Here is a 19525-nt window from a genome sequence, read left to right as displayed (position 1 = left end):
ATACTCCCTTAGCATACTTGCACTCAGCACATTATTGCTATAGTCTCTCTCCATGAAAGTCAATAAGACACTTATCATAACTCTTTTCTGTAGCCTTGCTGCAGGCATGTTTTTTTTTCTCATCCAGAATGGCATTATTTTGGTGCATTGTTCGCTTCCTCCATCAAAAGACTTTGCACTCCAAACAAGTGTGTGCACTAAAAAAAATATCATCTGCTCAATCTGGAAAGATGGTCATTATCTTGATGAAGAACAAAGCGTTATCTGGAATAAACAAGACAGCGCAGCAAACCTGGGCCAAATTGTACGCACATGGCTAGGAATACTCTTTGAATACCATGTCATTGGACAAGAAATCAATCTTGAAGCTGTTATGCTCTCATCATTTGAACACGAAGCCTATATCAGCCTTGCACACTCTTTTATAGAAAGCGAACAATCGGTACTGGACAAATGGTGTACCATCCAAAGCTTGCTGAAAACACTACAAACCGCGGACTTGCCAGCTCAAACAATCCAGCTACTGGTAGGCGGTAGCCCCTTGCAAGATGAGCACATCGACTTCTCTCAGCCGTTATGCATTCAAAACTACATTGAGGATAAAGATCTTCCGCTTTAATTTTTCTCGATGCTTGTCTTTAAAGACCCTATTTTTATAATAACAAATGAGGTATTCATTATTTTTTCTTCAAAAAGGAGACTGTCCATGAAACAAAACAAGAGCATATTCTTAACTATTGCCCTACTGCTGGCAGCAACAAGCGGTCAACTTTGGGCCGAAAATATTGCCCGTATCAGTGCTCGGCATAGTCACGCCCCACACCACGAAATGCCTGCACGAACACCTGACTTGCTTAAGCAGTGGTACGATGAACTTGAACATAACGCATCGCCCGAAGTACTCAGAAGCAAATCGAAAACGCTGACTATTATTCTAAACAGCATTGCAAAAGCCTGTCAGCATGCCGCTATGGTTTTTGCTGCTCCATCCGGACATAAACCAGTGGTGGCATTACACCTTGTAGGAACCGCATTTGAAACAGCATCACAGCTTGCACATCATAAGGCCGACAAGAAGGCGGCTAAAAAAGCGGCCAAACAAGCTGAACAAATGGCTCAAGCTACCCATGATGCCACAGCACAACTCCAACAAACCGCCGCCGCCATTGAGGCAGAAAATAACTCGCTCGGCATAACCGAATACACACGTACCTTATTGGATTACCTCCACACTCAAAAGGAGTATGCGGCATGCCTTGAACATATGACTCATCTTGAAACAATTGCACAACTACGCTCACCAAGTGAAAAAGACAACCACATAAACTCACTGCTCAACGAGGAAAAGAACTGCTCAGAATTTCTTGACGAAGTTTTTGAACTTACACAGCTCATCGTAACAAACAATATCGAACTTGTTGTTAAAGCACTCCAGCATCAAGTCAAAGGTATGGAGCTTGGATCTGAACTCAATGAGCATGAACAATTTATTTTGATTGCCGAAATCTGCAACTATCTTGGCCATTTGAACCTCAATGAGGACGACTGGAAAAGCTCAACGCGAAGCATTTTTGATATAAACAAACTTAAAGATACCGCAGTTAAAACAAGAAAAGCACTAGAAGTTGCTATAAAGAACTCGCTCAAACGTTTCGTTCAAGCAATGCACAAAGCAGCTAAAGAACAATTTGTAAAGCCTGGTAAAAAGGCAAAACATCCTGCAAGAAAATAATAAAAATCATGGAAATTTACCCATCGCTGATATCTTCAGATCTGTTAAACATCAAGACAACTCTAGAGTTGCTTGATCCGCACGTACATGGCTATCACATTGATGTCATGGATGACCACTTCGTTCCCAATCTAACCTGGGGACCAGCATTTATCAACGCAATTCGTCAAGCAACACAGCTCCCGCTACACATCCACTACATGGTCGATAACCCGGAAGCGTGGATCGGGCGCCATGGGCTTTATCAAAATGATACAGCGCTTTTTCACTACGAATCGTTTTCTCATGATTCTGACCGAAAAGCATTTTTTTCAAACATTAAAACACACAGCAAGCATCAAATCGGCATCGTCATCAATCCAGAGACCCCTATTCAAAACGCTTTTCCATATCTACAATTTGTTGACAATGTCTTAATCATGTCGGTTCAGCCGGGTTTTTCAGGGCAATCATTCATGCCGGAAGTAATGGGTAAAGTGTCGCCTTTACTTGAAGAGCGCAAATCACAACAACATACGTTTATTGTCTCAATGGATGGCGGTATTAATACAACCAATATCGCACAATTAGCCAAAAATGGTGTAGAACAGGTCGGCATGGCCAATGCACTATTTGGGCAAGACGATCCAGTTAAAGCCTGTAATGAGCTTTACCGCTTAACACAGTAATTTTTAGGTTACTCCTCATTCTTTGAAAAAAAATATGATACAGTGTGAACACCGCACTGTATCATATTTTTTTTGCTTTACCAAAAGCGGAGATGTCTATGAAATCAAAAAATAAAAAACAAAAATTTCGTGTCGGCGTTTTGATGGGTGGTAAGTCCATTGAGCGAGAAGTATCCTTCAATTCAGGACGTACAATTTGCGATCACCTTGACACTCAGCGATACGAAATAATACCGATTTTTCAAACCGTAGAGGGGACACTTTACCTTTTACCGTGGCACTTTTTACATCGAGGTAAAATTTGTGATTTTGCCCACCGCCTTGAAGACGAAGCAACCAAGATCACCTGGGATAGTCTTGCAGACCTTATTGATTTTGCTTACCTTGCAATGCATGGGCGCTTTGCAGAAGACGGTACACTGCAAGGAATGCTAGAAGTACTTGGTATCCCCTACCTTGGAGCAAAGGTCCGAGGTAGTGCTGTAGGTATAGAAAAGGGCCTACAAAAAAATTTCCTACACATAAACGGCATAAAAACTCCGCATAGCGTAGAACTTTCTGTTCATGAAGCTGAAACTATTACTCCAGATAAACTCATACAAAGGCTTGCTGACAACAATCTCAGCTTGCCCTGCGTTGTAAAACCCGTACATGAGGGTTCAAGCCTTGGCGTTACGGTTGTACATCGAGAACAACAACTTTTGCCTGCACTCACCCATGCATGTGCCATTGACCCTACAAAAAAACAGAATGTAATTATCGAAGAATACATCTCAGGCAAAGAGTTTGTATGTATCGTGCTGCAAAAAAAAGATAGCAACGATTGGTTTGCCCTGCCGATTACCCATGTGATCGCAGAAACCAATACTCACCTGTTTGACTACGATCAAAAATACATGCCAGGTCGAGCAACCAAAATAACCCCAGCCCCCTTCTCGCCAGCAGAGCATGAAAACATAACTAAAACGTGCATTCGCGTCGCTCAATCACTTGAGTACCACACAACTGCACGCATCGATGGTTTTTTAACCAACAACGGGGACGTGGTGATTATCGATCCCAACATCCTAACTGGTATGGCACCATCAAGCTTTATTTTTAATCAAGCAGCTGAACATGGGATGAGTCACACTGATTTAATCAATTACTTTATCGAACGTGAGCTTTGTTATTACGGTAAGAGTATCCCCAATAACCCAGAACTGACCAAGAAAGACAATGATATGATCGGTGCAAACAAGGAAAAAATACGAGTTGGCGTTCTATTGGGAGGCGACTCTCACGAGCGCGAAATATCGCTTGAATCTGGTAGAAATGTTTGCTACAAGCTTTCTCCACACAAATATGACGTCACACCAATCTTTGTCGATGAGACCATGAAGCTTTACAAACTTAACCAAAAACTTTTGGTCAAAAACTCAACACGTGAAATTGCAGGCCTTGTCACCCCTGATATTGAGATCAAATGGGCACAACTACCAGACAATTTTGATTTTATTTTTCTCGGGCTCCATGGCGGACGTGGAGAAAACGGCGCCGTACAAGGAACCTTAGAAATGCTTGGGCTGCCATACAACGGCCCAGGTATCTTTGCCAGCGCATTATGCATAGACAAATATAAAACAAACGCATTTCTGCGATCAAAAGGCTTTGATGTACCATCTTCACAGATAATCACCAAAGATACGTGGCAAGAAAAAAATAACGATCAAAAGCTTGATTTTCTCACTAACACTATACTCAAAGACCTGACATTTCCCCTCATTGTCAAACCTCACGATGATGGTTGCAGTGTTATGGTTGACAAAGCAACGAATCAAGCAGAGCTACTTACACAAATTGATAAGCACTTTACCACTGAAAAAACAACCGTCATGCTTGAAGAGTTCATTCAAGGTCTCGAGTTAACATGCGGGGTTATTGGCAATGACAACATTACCATACTACCAGCATCACAAGCCATTGCCAACAAAGGCATTCTGTCCATTGAGGAAAAATTTTTACCCGGCCAAGGCGAAAACCAAACGCCAGCACCGCTGCCTACATCGGCCCGCAAACTACTTGAAAAAACACTCGCATCTGCTTACAAAACAGTCAATTGCTCAGGCTATGCCCGTATCGACTGTTTTTACCAAGACGCACACCAAAGTCCTACCGGCAAAGAGCGTATTGTTTTGCTCGAGTTCAACACACTCCCAGGCTTGACGCCTGCAACATGTTTATTTCATCAAGCTGCAGAAATTGGCTTGAAGCCAATGGAGTTAATTGATACAATCGTCTCCCTTGGTTTTGAGCAACATAAAAAAGCGGCTGTAACAAAAATGAAGGCGCAAAAGCAAGGACTTGAACAAGAAACTATTCATAGCACATAATGGAATCAAAAGGATTTTTTTATATGAAACTACGTCATTTATTGATTTTAGCTTCCTCCGTTACTTTAACCACTCCGCTCCAGAGCGCTGAACAAAATCCAGAGCCCGGCCCAGAAGCCGGACCAACTAACTCGGCTCCAACTTTAACAAAAACAAAATTTGGCGGACCGGGATGGAGCCCACCTCTTTCGAAAAGAAACTGTTACTCTAGCCCTGCGCTCAAATTTACCCCGCAGTTGCAAGTGTGGACGGAGGAAAAAGAAACTCCAGCCGAATACCTGGATGAAATAGCGGCTCACCCAAGTAGTGAAGGCCTTGCCACTTTTAACGAACTTATAGAAAACGAAGGCCGCCTTAACTTTGATCCAGGTCAAACGTGCCTAAGTGGCAAAACGGTTTATCGGGCAATTATGGAAAAGCTAAAAAACAGTTCCCAGGCTCAACAGTACTTATCTGCTCTCAAAAACAATCAGCACAAAACTATTTCTACAACATCCCTGTTAATCTTTGCTATTGAAAATCAAATGATCGAAGACGTCGCATTCTTGCTAAAGCATGGAGCAAATCCCCTGGGAAGACAAAAAAATACTGATAAAACCCCATTAACACTATCAAAAGAACAAATTATAAAATTAGGCAACAATCCTATACAGATAGTCAAGGCGTTAAAAATAGCATCTTTACTCGGGAACTATTTAGTACATAAAACTGGACCTCAAACACCTATGAGAAAATCCACTATGCCCGAAAACGCTTTTGACCCAAGAAATCTTCTAAACCCTCTAAAAAAAAGCCCTACCTGTGAACAAGTACCACAGTGTAGTAGTTAGCCTTATACTTTTTTCATCACTTGCTGGAGCAGAAAAACCAACGTTTAATCGCTGGAACTCTGCTCCAGCAGTACTAAGAGATTTCATACCACATCAATCTCGCTCAATTTACTACACATTTCTCAAGAAACTTATTACCAGCAGTGACCGGGAAAGCATTGAAAGTTTTGAGTCATTCCTACAACTGTGCAGACAGCTCAATCAAACTGCGGTACCAGGTACATGCTCACTCAATTTTGCCATACAATGCCAGCGAGCAGATATGGTCAGGCTTATGCTGGATTACAAAGCAAACCCCTTAACAAAATGCAAATATTGCCTACGAGTGCCACTTGAAGAAGCACGCTATCAAGTTGAAGAACATAATAAAATTGATTATGACTCTAAGCAAGCAATAAAGGCACGTGAAATTCTGCGGATACTTCTTGCTCAGGTCAATAAAGATGTGCTCAACTTACTAACACCAGAACAGGCAAGACCGCTTGACCTTTCAGCATAATCCCATCATACTTCCATCAATTTATTTTCGATAGTTTTTCACTTAGCCTGGGAGTCTTGCTATGAAAAAAATCGTAATGTTACTTTCTCTCACCTATTTTTTTACTCCTTGCTGGGCTACCGATAGAGGCTGCACGATCATTTCACCACCCTACAGCTACGACCACCATAATCAAGAGCTTGAGAATTACATGGCTGAAATTCATGAGCAGATAGCAGAAGAGGTAAATGCAGAAGAGGTAAATGATGACGAAGAGAACAAGGATGAACCTGAAAACGCTACGTTGCAATGTCTCCCGGTAAATGATGACGAAATCAAGCTCTACCGCTACCAAGAAAACAGATTAAACGGTACATATCTTTCAGCCTATGTTAAAAATCTGCCACTACCTAACTTGTACAAAAAAACCATACATAGATTAAAAAATGACCTTTTATGTTACTTAGACTTGTGTTATGCAACTGCCACAAGAGACCTAGAGCACATGCAAATGCTCCTTATGCTGGGCATTAACCCAAATCTTTTACTTATTCCAAGCAGTGATAACCAAGCACAAAGCTTCATCCTGGCAGATTACCTCATAAATAAATTATCAAAGGAACAAGAAGCCTGTGGTCGATTTATTTTATGTGAAGTACACATGTTTCTGCTTTCTTGGATAAACAATAATGTTACCAACGAAAAACACAAACAAGAGCTCTACGAAATAATGGCTCCCGGAGCTCACTACTCACCATTCTTATACCCACTGACCTGTGCAGTATTTTCAAATTTTGCCCAAGGTACACAGCTGCTCCTTGAATACGGAGCAGAACCCAATATTGTGCCACATAAAACGCCTCCTCATGCACTTGTCACGGACGCCTTTACCAACCAAAACCTTGATATAGCCCAATTGCTTATAAATTATGGAGCTAGTCTTGACCTACTGCCATATCAACCTCGAACAGAAGACCTGCAAAAAGAAGATTAGGCCGCGTGAACAAAAAACACATCACTATGGAGTTCGAGCTGTTCAACTAAATTGGCAACAGCCCTCAGCTGGGTAAATGTTTTAGCCTTGATAACTATGTGGCGCATCTCATAGCGAGCAATACGGTGAACCAATGGCAATGCCGGTCCGAGAACCGTAATCTGATCTTGGCTTTGAGCACACAACGGCATTAGCGAATCGGCAACTACTTGACCATCAGCCTGCACTTGCGCAGCATCTTGATGGCGCAACTCAATATACATCAAACGCATAAAGGGTGGATAACCTACTTCTTGTCTAATTTCAAGTTCTTGCTGACAAAACTGCATGTACGCCTGCTCATCCAAATAGTCAAAAATAGGATGATCACGCATAACCTGCACCACAACCACGCTATTCTCACTTACACGACCAGCTCGACCCGCAACCTGAATAAGCTGCTGCAATGTGCGTTCACTGGCATCATAGAGTGGAAAATGTAAATTCAAATCGGCCCACAGTACTCCTACTAAGGTAACACCCGGAAAATGATACCCCTTGGTAATTGTTTGCGTACCAATCAAAATATCAAGCTCACCCTTTGAAAACCGCTCAACGGTTTCTTGCCACGAGCGCTTTTTTTTAGTGGTATCCAAATCAGCACGTGCAACACGAGCATGGGGAAAAAGCTGAACAAAAATATCGAGAAGCTGCTGCGTCCCAATCCCCTTTTTGAGCAAAGACTTTTCAGAAGCGTTGCATCCAGCACACGCTGTTGGCAACACTTGCTTGTAATCACAGTAGTGGCAATGAAGCATACTATTAAACTGCCCATCAGACGTTTTTTGACGATGTAGCGTCAAACTCACCGAGCAATCTTTGCATTCAAAGGTAAATCCGCATGTCTTACACTGAACAAAAAAGCTATATCCACGCCGGTTCAGGTAAATCATAATTTGCTGCTTGCGCACAAGACACGCCTTAACCTCACGCTCAAGCTCTTTGCTGATCCAAAAAGACGGGCGTCGTGACTTGTCTGCAGCAAGCTCAACTTTACGAATTTTAGGAAAGTTCCCAGAAAAGCGTTTGGTTATCTCAAACAACTTCCAGCCACGATGAGCAACGCTATGCAGGGATGCAAGCGACGGGGTTGCCGAACCGAGAATAATAGGGATCTGGTATGTCTGAGCTCGCCACAAAGCAATATGTTTGCTATTAATTCGTGGATGCTTTTTTTCTTCAAAGCCTTGTTCGTGTTCTTCGTCTACAACAATCAAGCCAACATTTTGCATAGGCAGCAAAATTGGCAAATGCACCCCAAACACCAACACAGGCTTTCCCTCCCGCATCAGCTGCCATAGTTGACGTTTTTGCTTGGTCGAACTTGCTGAATGAAAACCAACAACAGGAATATCTGGCATTTTTTTTGCAAACAAGTGTTCAAACTGAACACTCAAACTCACCTCAGGCAACAAGAAAATAACTGATTTACCAAGGTGTATGGCCTTCCTAATTAAATTAGCGTAAACCTCACTTTTTCCCGACCCCGTCACACCATGAATGAGCGTTGGACAGTACTCAGCCCTTTGCAGAAACGGAGCAACGTAGTCAACCACAGCCTGTTGTTCATGCGTCAAAACGACATCTTTCGGTTTTTGCTCAGGTGCAACTGGAGCTTCCTGAGGCTCGCCTTCTTTTTCATGTAAAAAACCATAAATCCGTTGATAAAAATAAAAAGGATCAAGAAAGTAATATGCTGCAAGCTTTTTTATAAACTGGTGATAGTCCTGATCAAGCATTAAGGGCTCAACACCAAGCAGATCACGCAGGGCAAAATTGCCCACCGGCTTTTGCTGCGAGCAAGTAACTACCAGCGCATGTTCTGTACGTTTTTGTAAGGGAACATGAACGAATACGCCGGGACTGATCTGTTCTTTTAGCTGCTCAGGAACCCTATAAACAAGCTCCCGCTCAAAACCGTTAAGTAGCCGAACATAGGCATAAGCAGGCATTACGCCTCCTCGTCTCGCGCTAAATCATCAAGTGAAATATGTTGGGGTGCATGTACGTACACCTCAATGGTGCTAAACGGTAGCGGCAATTTGAACTGATCCCAGCTTTTTTTGAAAACGTAAGCGGCACTTGGCTTACATTCGACATAAATGAGAGGGACTTTAGTACGAGCCGCTAAATATTTGACGCCTTTTTGCAATTTAAATGCAGGACCTCGAGAGCCGTCGCCGACCAAGCAAAGATGCTTATCTTTTTTCAAGACTTGTAATGCGTTGCGCACCAAAGAAAAAGATGATTTATGCGCTGAACCATACAGTACATCAAAACCTAGTTTCTTGCATACAAAGCCTGCAAACTTACCATCACTACTGGGACTGACAACACAATGCCCTCGGGCCTTCATACTCCAAAAAAAGAACATCCCGGACGCTATATGTTGATGCCAAAAGTAAAATAGGCCCTCCTGATTTGCAAGAGGTTGCTTGACTGCCTGTGCATAACGAAAGCGTACTCGGTACGTCATAAAAATCAGTCGTACCAGACAATACACCAGGTATTTGCACAAAAAACTAAAAATTCTACTCTTTTTCAATACTTTGGTGATAGGCTTGAACATAAACTTCGCAAACACATAACAATTACGACTAAACTCAATAATACAGGCCCTTTAGTATGACTACAAATCAATTTGATTTCAAAATCTTTAAAAAAGACCTAAAAAACGGACTCACCGTACTGGTAAAACCCTCAGGCATCATCCCACGCGTAGACATCCAGATGTGGTATAACGTGGGCTCCAAGCAAGAAATAACCAATGAAAAGGGGATGGCCCACCTGATCGAGCACATGATTTTCAAAGGGACAAAAAAACTCTCTGAATCAGACATTAACCTACTCACTCAAAAGATGGCTGGTCAGTCTAACGCATTTACCACCCAAGACTACACATGCTACACATTTCGTCTACCAAGTACCGTCTGGCACTATGCATTAGAAATTTTTGCAGACTGCATGCACAATGCCACATTCAAACAACAAATGCTTTTTTCTGAAGTGAAAGCAGTTATTGAGGAATTTCGCATGTACAGCGACGACTACTACACAACACTAGTAGAGCGACTCACAGGCAGCATCTTTCAAGGCCATCCATACAGCTATCCAATAATCGGCTCAAAACATGATCTTGCAAGTCTTGACAGCGAGCAGCTTTACCAATTTTACCAAAAACACTACCAACCAGCCAATGCAACGCTCGTTGTTGTGGGTGATGTTGATCCTGAAGAAGTCTTTACCCAAGCTGAAAAATACTTTTCCCACCTTAAAAATACGCAACCCCTAACCAAATTTGGACATTACTTTGACGCCGATATCTCATCTCAAAGCGTAACACTCTACCGTCCTGTTAAAAATCCATGGAGCTGTTTTTGGTACATTATACCTGGCCTGGCCAGCCAACAGACATACCTGTTTGACGTAGCATCGCTCATCCTTGCCAATGGCAAGAGCTCGCGCTTATACCAAAAACTTGTTGTCAAACACCAACTCGCAACTGATGTTGAAAGTTTTGTTTATGACCTTTTTGAACATGGTATTTTTTGTATCAACGTACAACCTAAAAATGCTACCGATCTGCCTATCATAGAGGAACATATCAACGAAAGTATTGAAAAATTGCTTAAAGGATCAATCAAAGACTGGGAAGTTGAGGCTGCAAAAAAACGTGCCTTGGTCGACCTCAGTAGCTTACTCGAAAACAGCGAACAACAAGCAACTCTGATTGGATCTACATATTTAGCAACACAAGACCCACAATTTCTCAACAACTATCTAGCAAATATGAGTAATATCGACATAGACAAACTACAGACCACGCTCAAGGCCTACCTGAGAAAAACCTGTCAACACCAGGGCTATCTTTTTCCTTTGCCAAACAAAAATGAAGAAGCGCTCTTTCTGACTAACCAACAAGCTGCTGAAAAACTTGAGGATAGTATTTTATCAAGCCATCAACGTACATCAAACATTGAACCTGGCAAATGGATAAACGAGGTGCCAGAGGCTACCTATCCAGACTTTTCATACCCCAAACCAACATCAACTAATTTGGAAAATGGTATAAATCTCATAACACATCATAATGCAACCGTAGATCAAATCTGCGTCATTTTCAGCCTCAAAACCAATCACCTCTATGAGTCGCCTGATAAAGCTGGCCTCTGCTACTTTGGCATGAGTGTGCTCACTCACCGAACCGCGAAATTAACACCCAGTAAGCTACATACGCTTCTGGAAACAAGCGGAATCTCACTTTCATCTGGAGTGAATTCTATAACATTTAAGTGCTTAAGCAAAGACTTTGAGAAAGCACTCGATCTTGTTCAACAGATGCTGTGCAACCCTTCCTTTGATCAAACAACAATAGATCACGTTCGCCACCAACTGATGGTTGATGTACAAAATTTTTGGGACAGTCCCAGTGATTTTATAGACCAACTTGCACGTGAGCATATCTACAAAAATCATCCATACGGAAATAATCCTTATGGAACAATAGAAAGCATTCGCAGCATAAAAAAACATACCTTAGAACAATGGTACAAAACACAAATAAGTCCACAGGAAGCTCAACTCATTATAACGGGCAACTTCGACCAAGACCGAATAAACCAAACAATAGAGCGGGTCTTTGGGCGCTGGCATGGACCAGCAGTTCCTGACATTACGTATCCCCCTCTCACAGAACATAAACCGCAAGTCATTGAATATCCCTTTGCTCGCGATCAAGTAGTCTTAGGATTTGTCGCTCCCTCACTTGAAAGATCAAACAAAAACTTTAATGCTCTTGCGCTACTTGACGTCATAGTCACAGGTGGACCACATGCTTGCTCATCCTCTCGTCTATTTGCCCTACGCGAACAAAGTGGCCTATTTTACACCATAAATGGCTCACTCGTTTTCGATGCAAGCCAACAACAAGGCATGATGTTTATAAAAACAATCGTGTCAAAAACAAAAATCAAGCTTGCGGAAAAAATGATCTTACAAGCCATCAATGAGGTTGGACAAAATGGAATCACTGATGAGGAATTTTTGCAAGCAAAAAATGTCTTGTTTAATGCAACTGTAGAGCTTTTTGAAAGTAATATTCAAACTGCACGAACATTTTTATTTATGAAAAAAAATAAATTAAATTTTGATTTATTTGACAAACTAGGTCACGAGTTGTCTATAATAAAATTAGGCCAGGTGAATAACCTCGCGAAAGAGTTTTGTAATAACATGAAACTTTCTGTGATTAGAGTTGGAAGAAGTTAGAGTAGTAAACCCAGAAAAACAAGGCCAAAGAGGAGGAGGGTCCCCATGGCAACAAAGAAAAAAGCTGCTGCAAAGAAGTCAACAGCTAAAAAAGCTGCAAAAAAAACAGTAGCTAAAAAACCTGCAGCCAAAAAAGCTGCTCCTAAGAAGAAGGTAGCTAAAAAGTCAACGGCTAAAAAAGCTACTGCAAAAAAGAAAACTGCAAAGAAAAAAGTAGCTAAAAAGTCAACCGCTAAGAAAGCTGCACCTAAGAAAAAGGCTGCTAAAAAGAAGGTAGCGAAGAAGAAAGCTGCACCTAAGAAAAAAGCTGCTAAAAAGAAGGTAGCGAAGAAGAAAGCCGCACCTAAGAAAAAAGCTGCCAAGAAAAAAGCTGCTCCAAAAAAATCTAGCGCTAAAAGCAAATCAGCTAAAAAACCAATGAGCATGAGACCTGCTAAAAAAAAATCAGCCAAAAAAAAACACTAAAAGCTAAAAAACCAATGGCAACTTGGGCTAAAATAGTAAGCAGATAATGTGCTTATCATCGAGGTCAAGAGAGAAAAAAACGAGGGATATAGACGTATAAAAGCGCATATCCCTCGTTAATTCATGCTTGAGAAAGGAACCTAACATCATGAAGGCAATTGTTCGTTGGGTCATAATAACCACCATTGGCTTCGCAATTTTGATCACGGGTGTACGCGTTGCGATGTATCTTGTCGAACTTCCTCAGGAAAAACCCGTAAAAAACTCTACAGAGCAAACACTTGCTATCATCAAACCTGATGCCGTCTTAAGCAAAGCTACCGGTAAAATTATTGACCGCGTCGAACAAGAAGGCTTTGATATCATCAATTTAAAAAAGACTACCTTAAGCAAAGAACAAGCTGAAAAGTTTTACATCGAACACAAAGATAAACCTTTTTATAAAGATCTAGTCTCCTTCATGTCAAGCGGACCGATTATTGCAATGATTCTTTCCAAAACAAATTCGATCGAAGAATGGCGCCAACTTATGGGCGCTACCGATCCAGAAGAAGCTGATGAGCGCACAATGAGAAAGCTTTTCGGTACCAATAAGCAAAACAACGCAGTACACGGATCCGACTCACCCGAAGCTGCAGCTCGTGAGATTAACTTCTTTTTTGAAAAAAAAGATCAACAATAATCTACTGTTGATCCTGCTTGGCCAACTTCTGAATAAGCTCTTTTATACCCTGATGCTCATAACTTTCTTGATTGACAACCTCTAGTACCGTTTTACCCTTTGGAACGTATTTTTTTTGCGGGCCAGATTGATAGGTCCCCAAATTAATACTTGCCTTCAAATCCAGCAACATCCTCACCAAATCTTCGTGCCCCTCTTGCACAGCAACATGCAACGGAGTCTGACCATAAGTATTTGGTTCATGCCTTAATTCAGGACATTTTTCAAATAACAACTCAAAACATTTTTTGTAGTCATTTAGGTCATGTACCTTATCTGCTATTATTTTTTTTATTAGCTGATGAGCAACGCCAAACGGCCCCGGAGGCTGATAGCCGATATTGAAGAGAACTTTAAAATCAGCATTTGATTCTCGCTCATAAGTCTGCAAAGTAGATTTGAGAACTTCATAAAAATTGTTAACGTCATCATTTTCACCGCGCATGAAAGATTCTATCACATCGTTGAAAACCCGCTGACCAAGTGGAATAGTTTCGTCAACAGCTTCATAATCCAGATCCTCGTTCTCACAGCCTTTAAAGATGACTTTTATGCGATCATCCAATTGTTGCCCATGATATTTCTCAGTCCATTGGCACTGATCAAGCATCTGAACTGCCCCACTAAAGCGCTGCCTGAAATTATCAAGTACCTGGTCAATATGTTCATCGCACTGTAGAAACTCCACGGCATACGCACTCCACGATGCAAATTCACAAATCTCTTCTTCAGTTTTCACTTCAATGGAACGTTTTCTTAACAAACTCTTCAGGTCATTCTCTGTCAAAAATGAACATGGGCTTTGTTCATTGTCCCTTTGCCCCTGAACAAAATTTTCCCATGCTTGGTCATCAGGTAAACGCTTAAAAATCGTACGCAACAACGCTGTATACAATTCAAAAATCTGTCCACATAACCCTAAATTTTCGGGCGTTAGATCACCAAGTTTTTGCTTAAAACAATCAATGAATACTTGCAGCGCGACACGGTTATTTGCGGCCTTGTGTAAAGGGGTTTTTCCTTCGTAGTCTTCTAGCAACAGATCTGGATTCAATGCAAGCAAACGTGTAAGACGCGCAGCATCGGCTGTTTGCACCAAGTAATGCGCCGGCGTTTGCTTACTTCGGTCCATTGGAGCATCCAATAAATAGACTTTTTCACCATTCAAAATTTGATCTACAACCTCAGACTTATCTGCATCTGAGACGAGTCCTGCCATATTTCTACGTAACTTACGGTGCTCACGCTCAATACGCTCTAATCCATCTTTTGACGCCTGTCTAGTTTGTTCTATTTTTTGTCCTATCCCTCCCAATCTTTCTTGCAGCTTCCTACTTCTCTCTTCACGCTCTTCACGCCTTTCCTGCACCCTTTTCTCGCACTCATCCCGCTCCTCTTGTAATTTCTTTATTCTTTCCTGTCTTTGGGCATTGGTAGAGGCCTTAGCAAGCTCCTTTTTCTCCTGAGCGTTAGCCTCTTTAAATTTTTTAATATTTTCTTCTCTTTGAGCTATTTCCTCATTAAGCTTTGCAATACGCTCTTCAGACTCTTTCAAAAGCCTTTGTCGTTCCTCTCTCCTTTGCTCAATCGCACTGTCGCCACCACTCTCCTGTTTTGGACCATCAAGATATTGTTTAATACGTTCTCTCGTTTGTTCAAGCCACTCTGTCATTTCACGTGTTTCTTGACGTATTTGCCTAATTTGCTCAAGTAGTTTCTCATAAATACTTGGGTCAAACTCACTACACTCGTCCGATCGCTGACCAAGCTGATCTTCTAAAGCGCTTGATCGTTCTTTTTCATCCATAAGTTTTTGTAGCAACTGATCAACTTCATCTTGCAAGGCTATACATTCATCCTCTTGATCAGCCAAAACCTGCTCAAGATCACCAATCAAAGCATCCCGTTCCTCTAGAGCACGTTGGACATTGCCCCTTCCATACCTACCCCACTCATCGCCAGAAAGAGCATGATATGCCAAACAAATAAATGACAGCAGACCAAACGCCGCCGCCAAAGACTTTTGACCTACAAAATTATACTCTGGGCTAATATTCGCCTGCAAAAGTTCATCACACGAACGAAAAATCCCTGAAAGAGCATATGCACATTTTTGCTGTCGAGCTCTACCAAATTCACCAACATACAATCCATACAAAGTACTTGTTGCCTCAAGCAAGGTTAACCCATGTACGGCAAACTCCTGCAAAAGTCTTTGCGTACCACAATCACATTGATCATCCTGCACCTGACATTGTTCCAACTGACTACACAGCTCTTTCAGGCTATGACAAAACGCATAAACGTCATACAATGCCCATATATCAAGGGTATCAAGCTGATCATCGTGAGCATACGTTACCAACCACTCACCTACACGAGCTGCCCGTTCAAGCATAAGCACCCAACGTCCCTGAACGCTTACATCCCCAGAGCGCTCATATTTGCTCCAGGTTGCACAAAGCACCTTAGACGCCCCAGCAACTAGCGCAGGCTTATCAAATCCACTGAGGAAAGATTTTACACTATCAAATGATGATTCAGATTTAATAGAAAAAAATTGACTGGAAAAAATGAGAAGAATAAAGAAAAAACAATTCTTTGCCACTTTTCGACAACTCATCGGCTCACCTTTCCCAAGCTATTTAAACGTAACAGGACCCGTTCAGCTCGAGTACATCATACCTAGGATCTGAGAAAAATCTAATTTGGCAAAGAATGTAGAACAAATGATAGTTTTTTGTGGTTCCACTCAAACACACACATCAGCTAACTTGATACCTCCGAACAAGCTCTTTAATATCCTCGTTTTGACATGCATCAACTTCTATCTGCAACGTTGTCACGCATATTCGACGTTTACCGCTAATTATGCGCCCCCAAAAATGCTCTTTCTTAAAATCAATCCCCTCATCAAACTTAAGCAAAACCGCAACGGCCCGAGCGCAACCAGCTTTGATTGCTTTAAAAAGCAGACCTTCGACACCTCCTAGGTGCCCGTCTTTAAGCTCCTTCTCAAACTCTCGTGTAAGCGTATCTATATTTTTTTCAGCGTTATTAAGCCTTTCAAGAAGGTTCTGGATACTCTGCTCACACATCCGTTCTTCACATTCACTATCACTCAGCTCCGAATCGCTTAGCTGTGAAGAATACCCCGCCCCCTCACTCAATGGCCGCTTTTTCTCAAGTGCTAACAAGTCAGAGTTAATTACATAAAAAGTACTAAAAATAAGCAAAAGAGCCTTGCTCGAAATATTCATAACATACACCCTCTCTAGCTTCCAGCTGGTAACGATAAAAATAACGCCTAATCTCAGAGATTTTAACTAATCTCAAACTCACCGTTTTTGATATCAACTGAAAACTGCTTTTTTTCAGGATGCTGTAAGATCTGAACTGATAGTGGACTAATCACATACTGATTGATAGCTCGTTTTAACGGCCGAGCACCAAATTCTTTGACGTATCCACGCTGGGCAAGCTGGGCAACTGCCGATTCTGAAATCGAAAGCTGAATATCCCGTTCTGCCATGCGTTTTTTAAGTCCGTCAAGCTGGATCAACACAATACCGTGCAATGCTTCCTGACTCAGCGAGTTGAAATAAACGATCTCATCGATACGATTTAAAAATTCAGGCCTAAAGTTCTTATGTAATAACTGTTCTATGTTATTGCGTACTTTTTCATCAACAGTTCCCGCCTGTAAAATCAGGTCTGAGCCAATGTTGGACGTCATGATCAAAATACAATTTTTAAACGAAACCGTACGCCCCTTTGAGTCTGTCAAATGACCATCATCAAAAATCTGTAAAAATAGGTTAAAAACTTCCGGGTGAGCTTTTTCAATTTCATCAAACAGAACTACGCTGTAGGGATGACGCCTGACCGCCTCAGTGAGCTGACCGCCTTCTTCATGGCCAACATAGCCAGGCGGCGCACCAATCAAACGTGAAACGGCATGTTTTTCCATGTACTCAGACATGTCAATGCGTACCATTTTTGTTGGATCATTGAACAAATAATCGGCAAGCGTACGCGCAACTTCTGTTTTGCCCACACCAGTAGGCCCTAAAAATAGAAATGAACCAATCGGCTTATTAGGATCGGCAATGCCCGCACGGTGTACACGAATTGTGTTTGCCACTTTACCGACTGCTTCCTGCTGCCCCACAACACGACGCTCAAGTTCAGCTTCCATTTCAATCAACTTTTGCGTTTCGTCCATACTCAATTTTTCAACCGGCACCTTAATCCAACGTGCAAGAACCGCAGCGATATCGTCTTCATCAACTTCTTCTTTAATCAAATGTGTACCATTTTTATCAAGTGCTTGTTGGGCCTGCTCAAGCTTTTTTTCAAGCTCAACAACCGTGCCATATTTTATTTTTGATGCTTTCGCGAAATCGCCTTCACGTTCAGCCCGCTCATACGCTATTTTAGCCTCATCAAGTTCAGCCTTGTACTTGCCAATCTCTTCCAGCGGCTTACGCTCAGCCTGCCAGGCGCTAACAAGTTCACGGTGTTTTTCTTTAGCACTAGCAAGCTCTTGGCCTACATCGGCTAAACGCTTTTGGGAAGCCTCATCTTTTTCCTTTTCAAGCGCCACTTTTTCAATCTCAAGCTGCCTAATCTTACGCTCAAGCTTGTCAATCTGCTCAGGCGTTGAATCGATAGCCATTTTAACCATCGAAGCAGCCTCATCAATCAGGTCAATTGCTTTGTCCGGCAAAAACCGGTCTGGAATCATGCGTGCTGAAAGCTGCACTGCTTTTACAATTGCTTGATCTTTTATACGAATACCATGATGTAATTCGTACCGCTCTTTGAGACCACGTAAAATTGAAATAGCATCTTGAATTGATGCTTCTTCGACAAGAACCTTTTGAAAACGACGCTCAAGCGCCGCATCTTTTTCAATGTACTGGCGATATTCTGCAACCGTTGTCGCACCAATGCAATGCAAAATGCCACGGGCAAGGGCTGGCTTGAGTAGGTTTGATGCGTCCATACCACCGCCAGTAGCACCAGCACCAACTAACATATGCAGTTCATCGATAAAGAGAATAATACCATTTTGCTGCTTTTCAATTTCATTTAATATCGCTTTAAGCCGCTCTTCAAACTCTCCACGATACTTTGTCCCCGCAAGTAGTGAACCCAAATCAAGTGCTAAAATCTGATGTCCCTTCAAACTTTCTGGTACATCATTATTGATGATACGCTGAGCAATACCTTCTACAATGGCTGTTTTGCCTACGCCCGGGTCACCAACAAGCACAGGGTTATTTTTTGTTCGACGTGAAAGTATCTGGATAACACGTCTAATTTCATCATGCCGCCCAATGACAGGATCAAGCTTGCCATCTCGTGCCTGCTTAGTTAAATCTTGGCAATATTTTTCAAGCACTTGATAGTTACCTTCAGCAGTTTGACTTTTCACACTTTGCCCCGCACGCATTTTTTGTACCCACTCTTTAACCCGGCCGGCCGGAAGTTGCTGATTTAAAAAGCTTTTTACGCTTGATGAAAATAAATCAACGCTACAACACACCAACAAACATACATCAACGCTGATAAACTCATCTCCCAAAGCCTTTGCTTCTTGCCTGCATGAGCTAAGCAATTTTTGCATAGACTGGTCTGGCGTTGGCTGAGCACCACTTACGGTAGGCAAACTCTCAAGCTCACTGCTAACAACCTGCTTAAGCTGGACAAGATCGGCCCCTAGCGCTTGAGCACAAGAAGCCGTTAATTCATGCTCACTCAGTGCACTCAACACATGCAGCGCCTGCAGCGTTGCATGACCACTATCAGTTGCTAACTCCATCGCTGTTTGCAGTAACTCAGTAAAAGCGTGAGTAAATTTATCACCGTTCATCGTGCATCCTTTGCTTTAGAATTTTTCTCAACATGCTGATAGAAATTAAGGCATACATTTAAATAGCTAGATATATGCCT

At 41.9% G+C, this 19525-nt stretch carries 15 protein-coding genes; 10 read left to right on the top strand and 5 right to left on the bottom strand.

Annotated elements, in window-relative coordinates; translation table 11 throughout:
* Positions 1 to 52 precede the first annotated feature (52 nt).
* The 7 genes from H6679_03370 (at position 53) to H6679_03340 (ending at position 7074) form a co-directional block, all read left to right on the top strand.
* On the top strand, positions 53 to 619 hold the full coding sequence (locus H6679_03370) for a hypothetical protein (protein ID MCB9493288.1): 567 nt from the start codon (positions 53 to 55) through the stop codon (positions 617 to 619).
* 87 nt (positions 620 to 706) lie between these two features.
* On the top strand, positions 707 to 1732 hold the full coding sequence (locus H6679_03365; protein ID MCB9493287.1) for a hypothetical protein: 1026 nt from the start codon (positions 707 to 709) through the stop codon (positions 1730 to 1732).
* Positions 1733 to 1740: 8 nt separating this feature from the next.
* Positions 1741 to 2400 carry a ribulose-phosphate 3-epimerase gene (locus tag H6679_03360; protein ID MCB9493286.1) on the top strand — a complete coding sequence of 220 codons (660 nt, stop codon included), beginning with the start codon at positions 1741 to 1743 and terminating at the stop codon, positions 2398 to 2400.
* Positions 2401 to 2498: 98 nt separating this feature from the next.
* Positions 2499 to 4772, top strand: a complete 2274-nt coding sequence (locus tag H6679_03355; protein MCB9493285.1) for an ATP-grasp domain-containing protein — start codon at positions 2499 to 2501, stop codon at positions 4770 to 4772.
* A 23-nt stretch (positions 4773 to 4795) separates the two neighbouring features.
* The gene (locus H6679_03350) at positions 4796 to 5602 is read left to right on the top strand and encodes a hypothetical protein (protein ID MCB9493284.1); all 807 of its coding nucleotides are present in this window, start codon (positions 4796 to 4798) and stop codon (positions 5600 to 5602) included.
* Positions 5574 to 6101, top strand: coding sequence for a hypothetical protein (locus H6679_03345; protein ID MCB9493283.1), 528 nt, complete (start codon positions 5574 to 5576; stop codon positions 6099 to 6101). Before H6679_03350 ends, H6679_03345 begins: the two co-directional genes overlap by 29 nt.
* 61 nt (positions 6102 to 6162) lie before the next feature.
* Positions 6163 to 7074, top strand: a complete 912-nt coding sequence (locus H6679_03340; GenBank protein ID MCB9493282.1) for a hypothetical protein — start codon at positions 6163 to 6165, stop codon at positions 7072 to 7074.
* Here the strand turns inward: H6679_03340 and priA are convergent.
* Positions 7071 to 9065 (bottom strand): primosomal protein N', encoded by a 1995-nt coding sequence (gene priA / locus H6679_03335; GenBank protein MCB9493281.1) that lies wholly within the window; start codon positions 9063 to 9065, stop codon positions 7071 to 7073. The two genes, H6679_03340 and priA, sit on opposite strands and share 4 nt — an antisense overlap.
* Positions 9065 to 9589, bottom strand: a complete 525-nt coding sequence (locus tag H6679_03330) for a DUF374 domain-containing protein (GenBank protein MCB9493280.1) — start codon at positions 9587 to 9589, stop codon at positions 9065 to 9067. Before H6679_03330 ends, priA begins: the two co-directional genes overlap by 1 nt.
* 149 nt (positions 9590 to 9738) lie before the next feature.
* On the opposite strand from H6679_03330, the gene H6679_03325 reads away from it, so the two are divergent.
* The 3 genes from H6679_03325 (at position 9739) to ndk (ending at position 13528) form a co-directional block, all read left to right on the top strand.
* Positions 9739 to 12381 (top strand): insulinase family protein, encoded by a 2643-nt coding sequence (locus H6679_03325; GenBank protein ID MCB9493279.1) that lies wholly within the window; start codon positions 9739 to 9741, stop codon positions 12379 to 12381.
* Between the two features lie 45 nt (positions 12382 to 12426).
* Positions 12427 to 12846 carry a hypothetical protein gene (locus tag H6679_03320; protein MCB9493278.1) on the top strand — a complete coding sequence of 140 codons (420 nt, stop codon included), beginning with the start codon at positions 12427 to 12429 and terminating at the stop codon, positions 12844 to 12846.
* Positions 12847 to 13069: 223 nt separating this feature from the next.
* The gene (gene ndk / locus H6679_03315) at positions 13070 to 13528 is read left to right on the top strand and encodes a nucleoside-diphosphate kinase (GenBank protein ID MCB9493277.1); all 459 of its coding nucleotides are present in this window, start codon (positions 13070 to 13072) and stop codon (positions 13526 to 13528) included.
* Between the two features lies 1 nt (position 13529).
* Here the strand turns inward: ndk and H6679_03310 are convergent, their stop codons facing one another.
* The 3 genes from H6679_03310 to H6679_03300 all read right to left on the bottom strand — a co-directional run bounded on the left by H6679_03310 (position 13530) and on the right by H6679_03300 (position 19445).
* On the bottom strand, positions 13530 to 16190 hold the full coding sequence (locus H6679_03310; protein MCB9493276.1) for an ankyrin repeat domain-containing protein: 2661 nt from the start codon (positions 16188 to 16190) through the stop codon (positions 13530 to 13532).
* A gap of 142 nt (positions 16191 to 16332) precedes the next feature.
* Positions 16333 to 16827, bottom strand: a complete 495-nt coding sequence (locus H6679_03305) for a hypothetical protein (GenBank protein MCB9493275.1) — start codon at positions 16825 to 16827, stop codon at positions 16333 to 16335.
* 62 nt (positions 16828 to 16889) lie between these two features.
* Positions 16890 to 19445, bottom strand: a complete 2556-nt coding sequence (locus tag H6679_03300; protein MCB9493274.1) for an AAA family ATPase — start codon at positions 19443 to 19445, stop codon at positions 16890 to 16892.
* Positions 19446 to 19525 lie beyond the last annotated feature (80 nt).

The sequence above is a fragment of the Campylobacterota bacterium genome, assembly GCA_020633995.1.
Classification (GTDB): Bacteria; Babelota; Babeliae; order Babelales; family RVW-14; genus JACKCO01.
The sequence above is the reverse complement of the archived record's forward strand: the minus strand, read 5'-3'. Positions and strand labels throughout refer to the sequence as shown.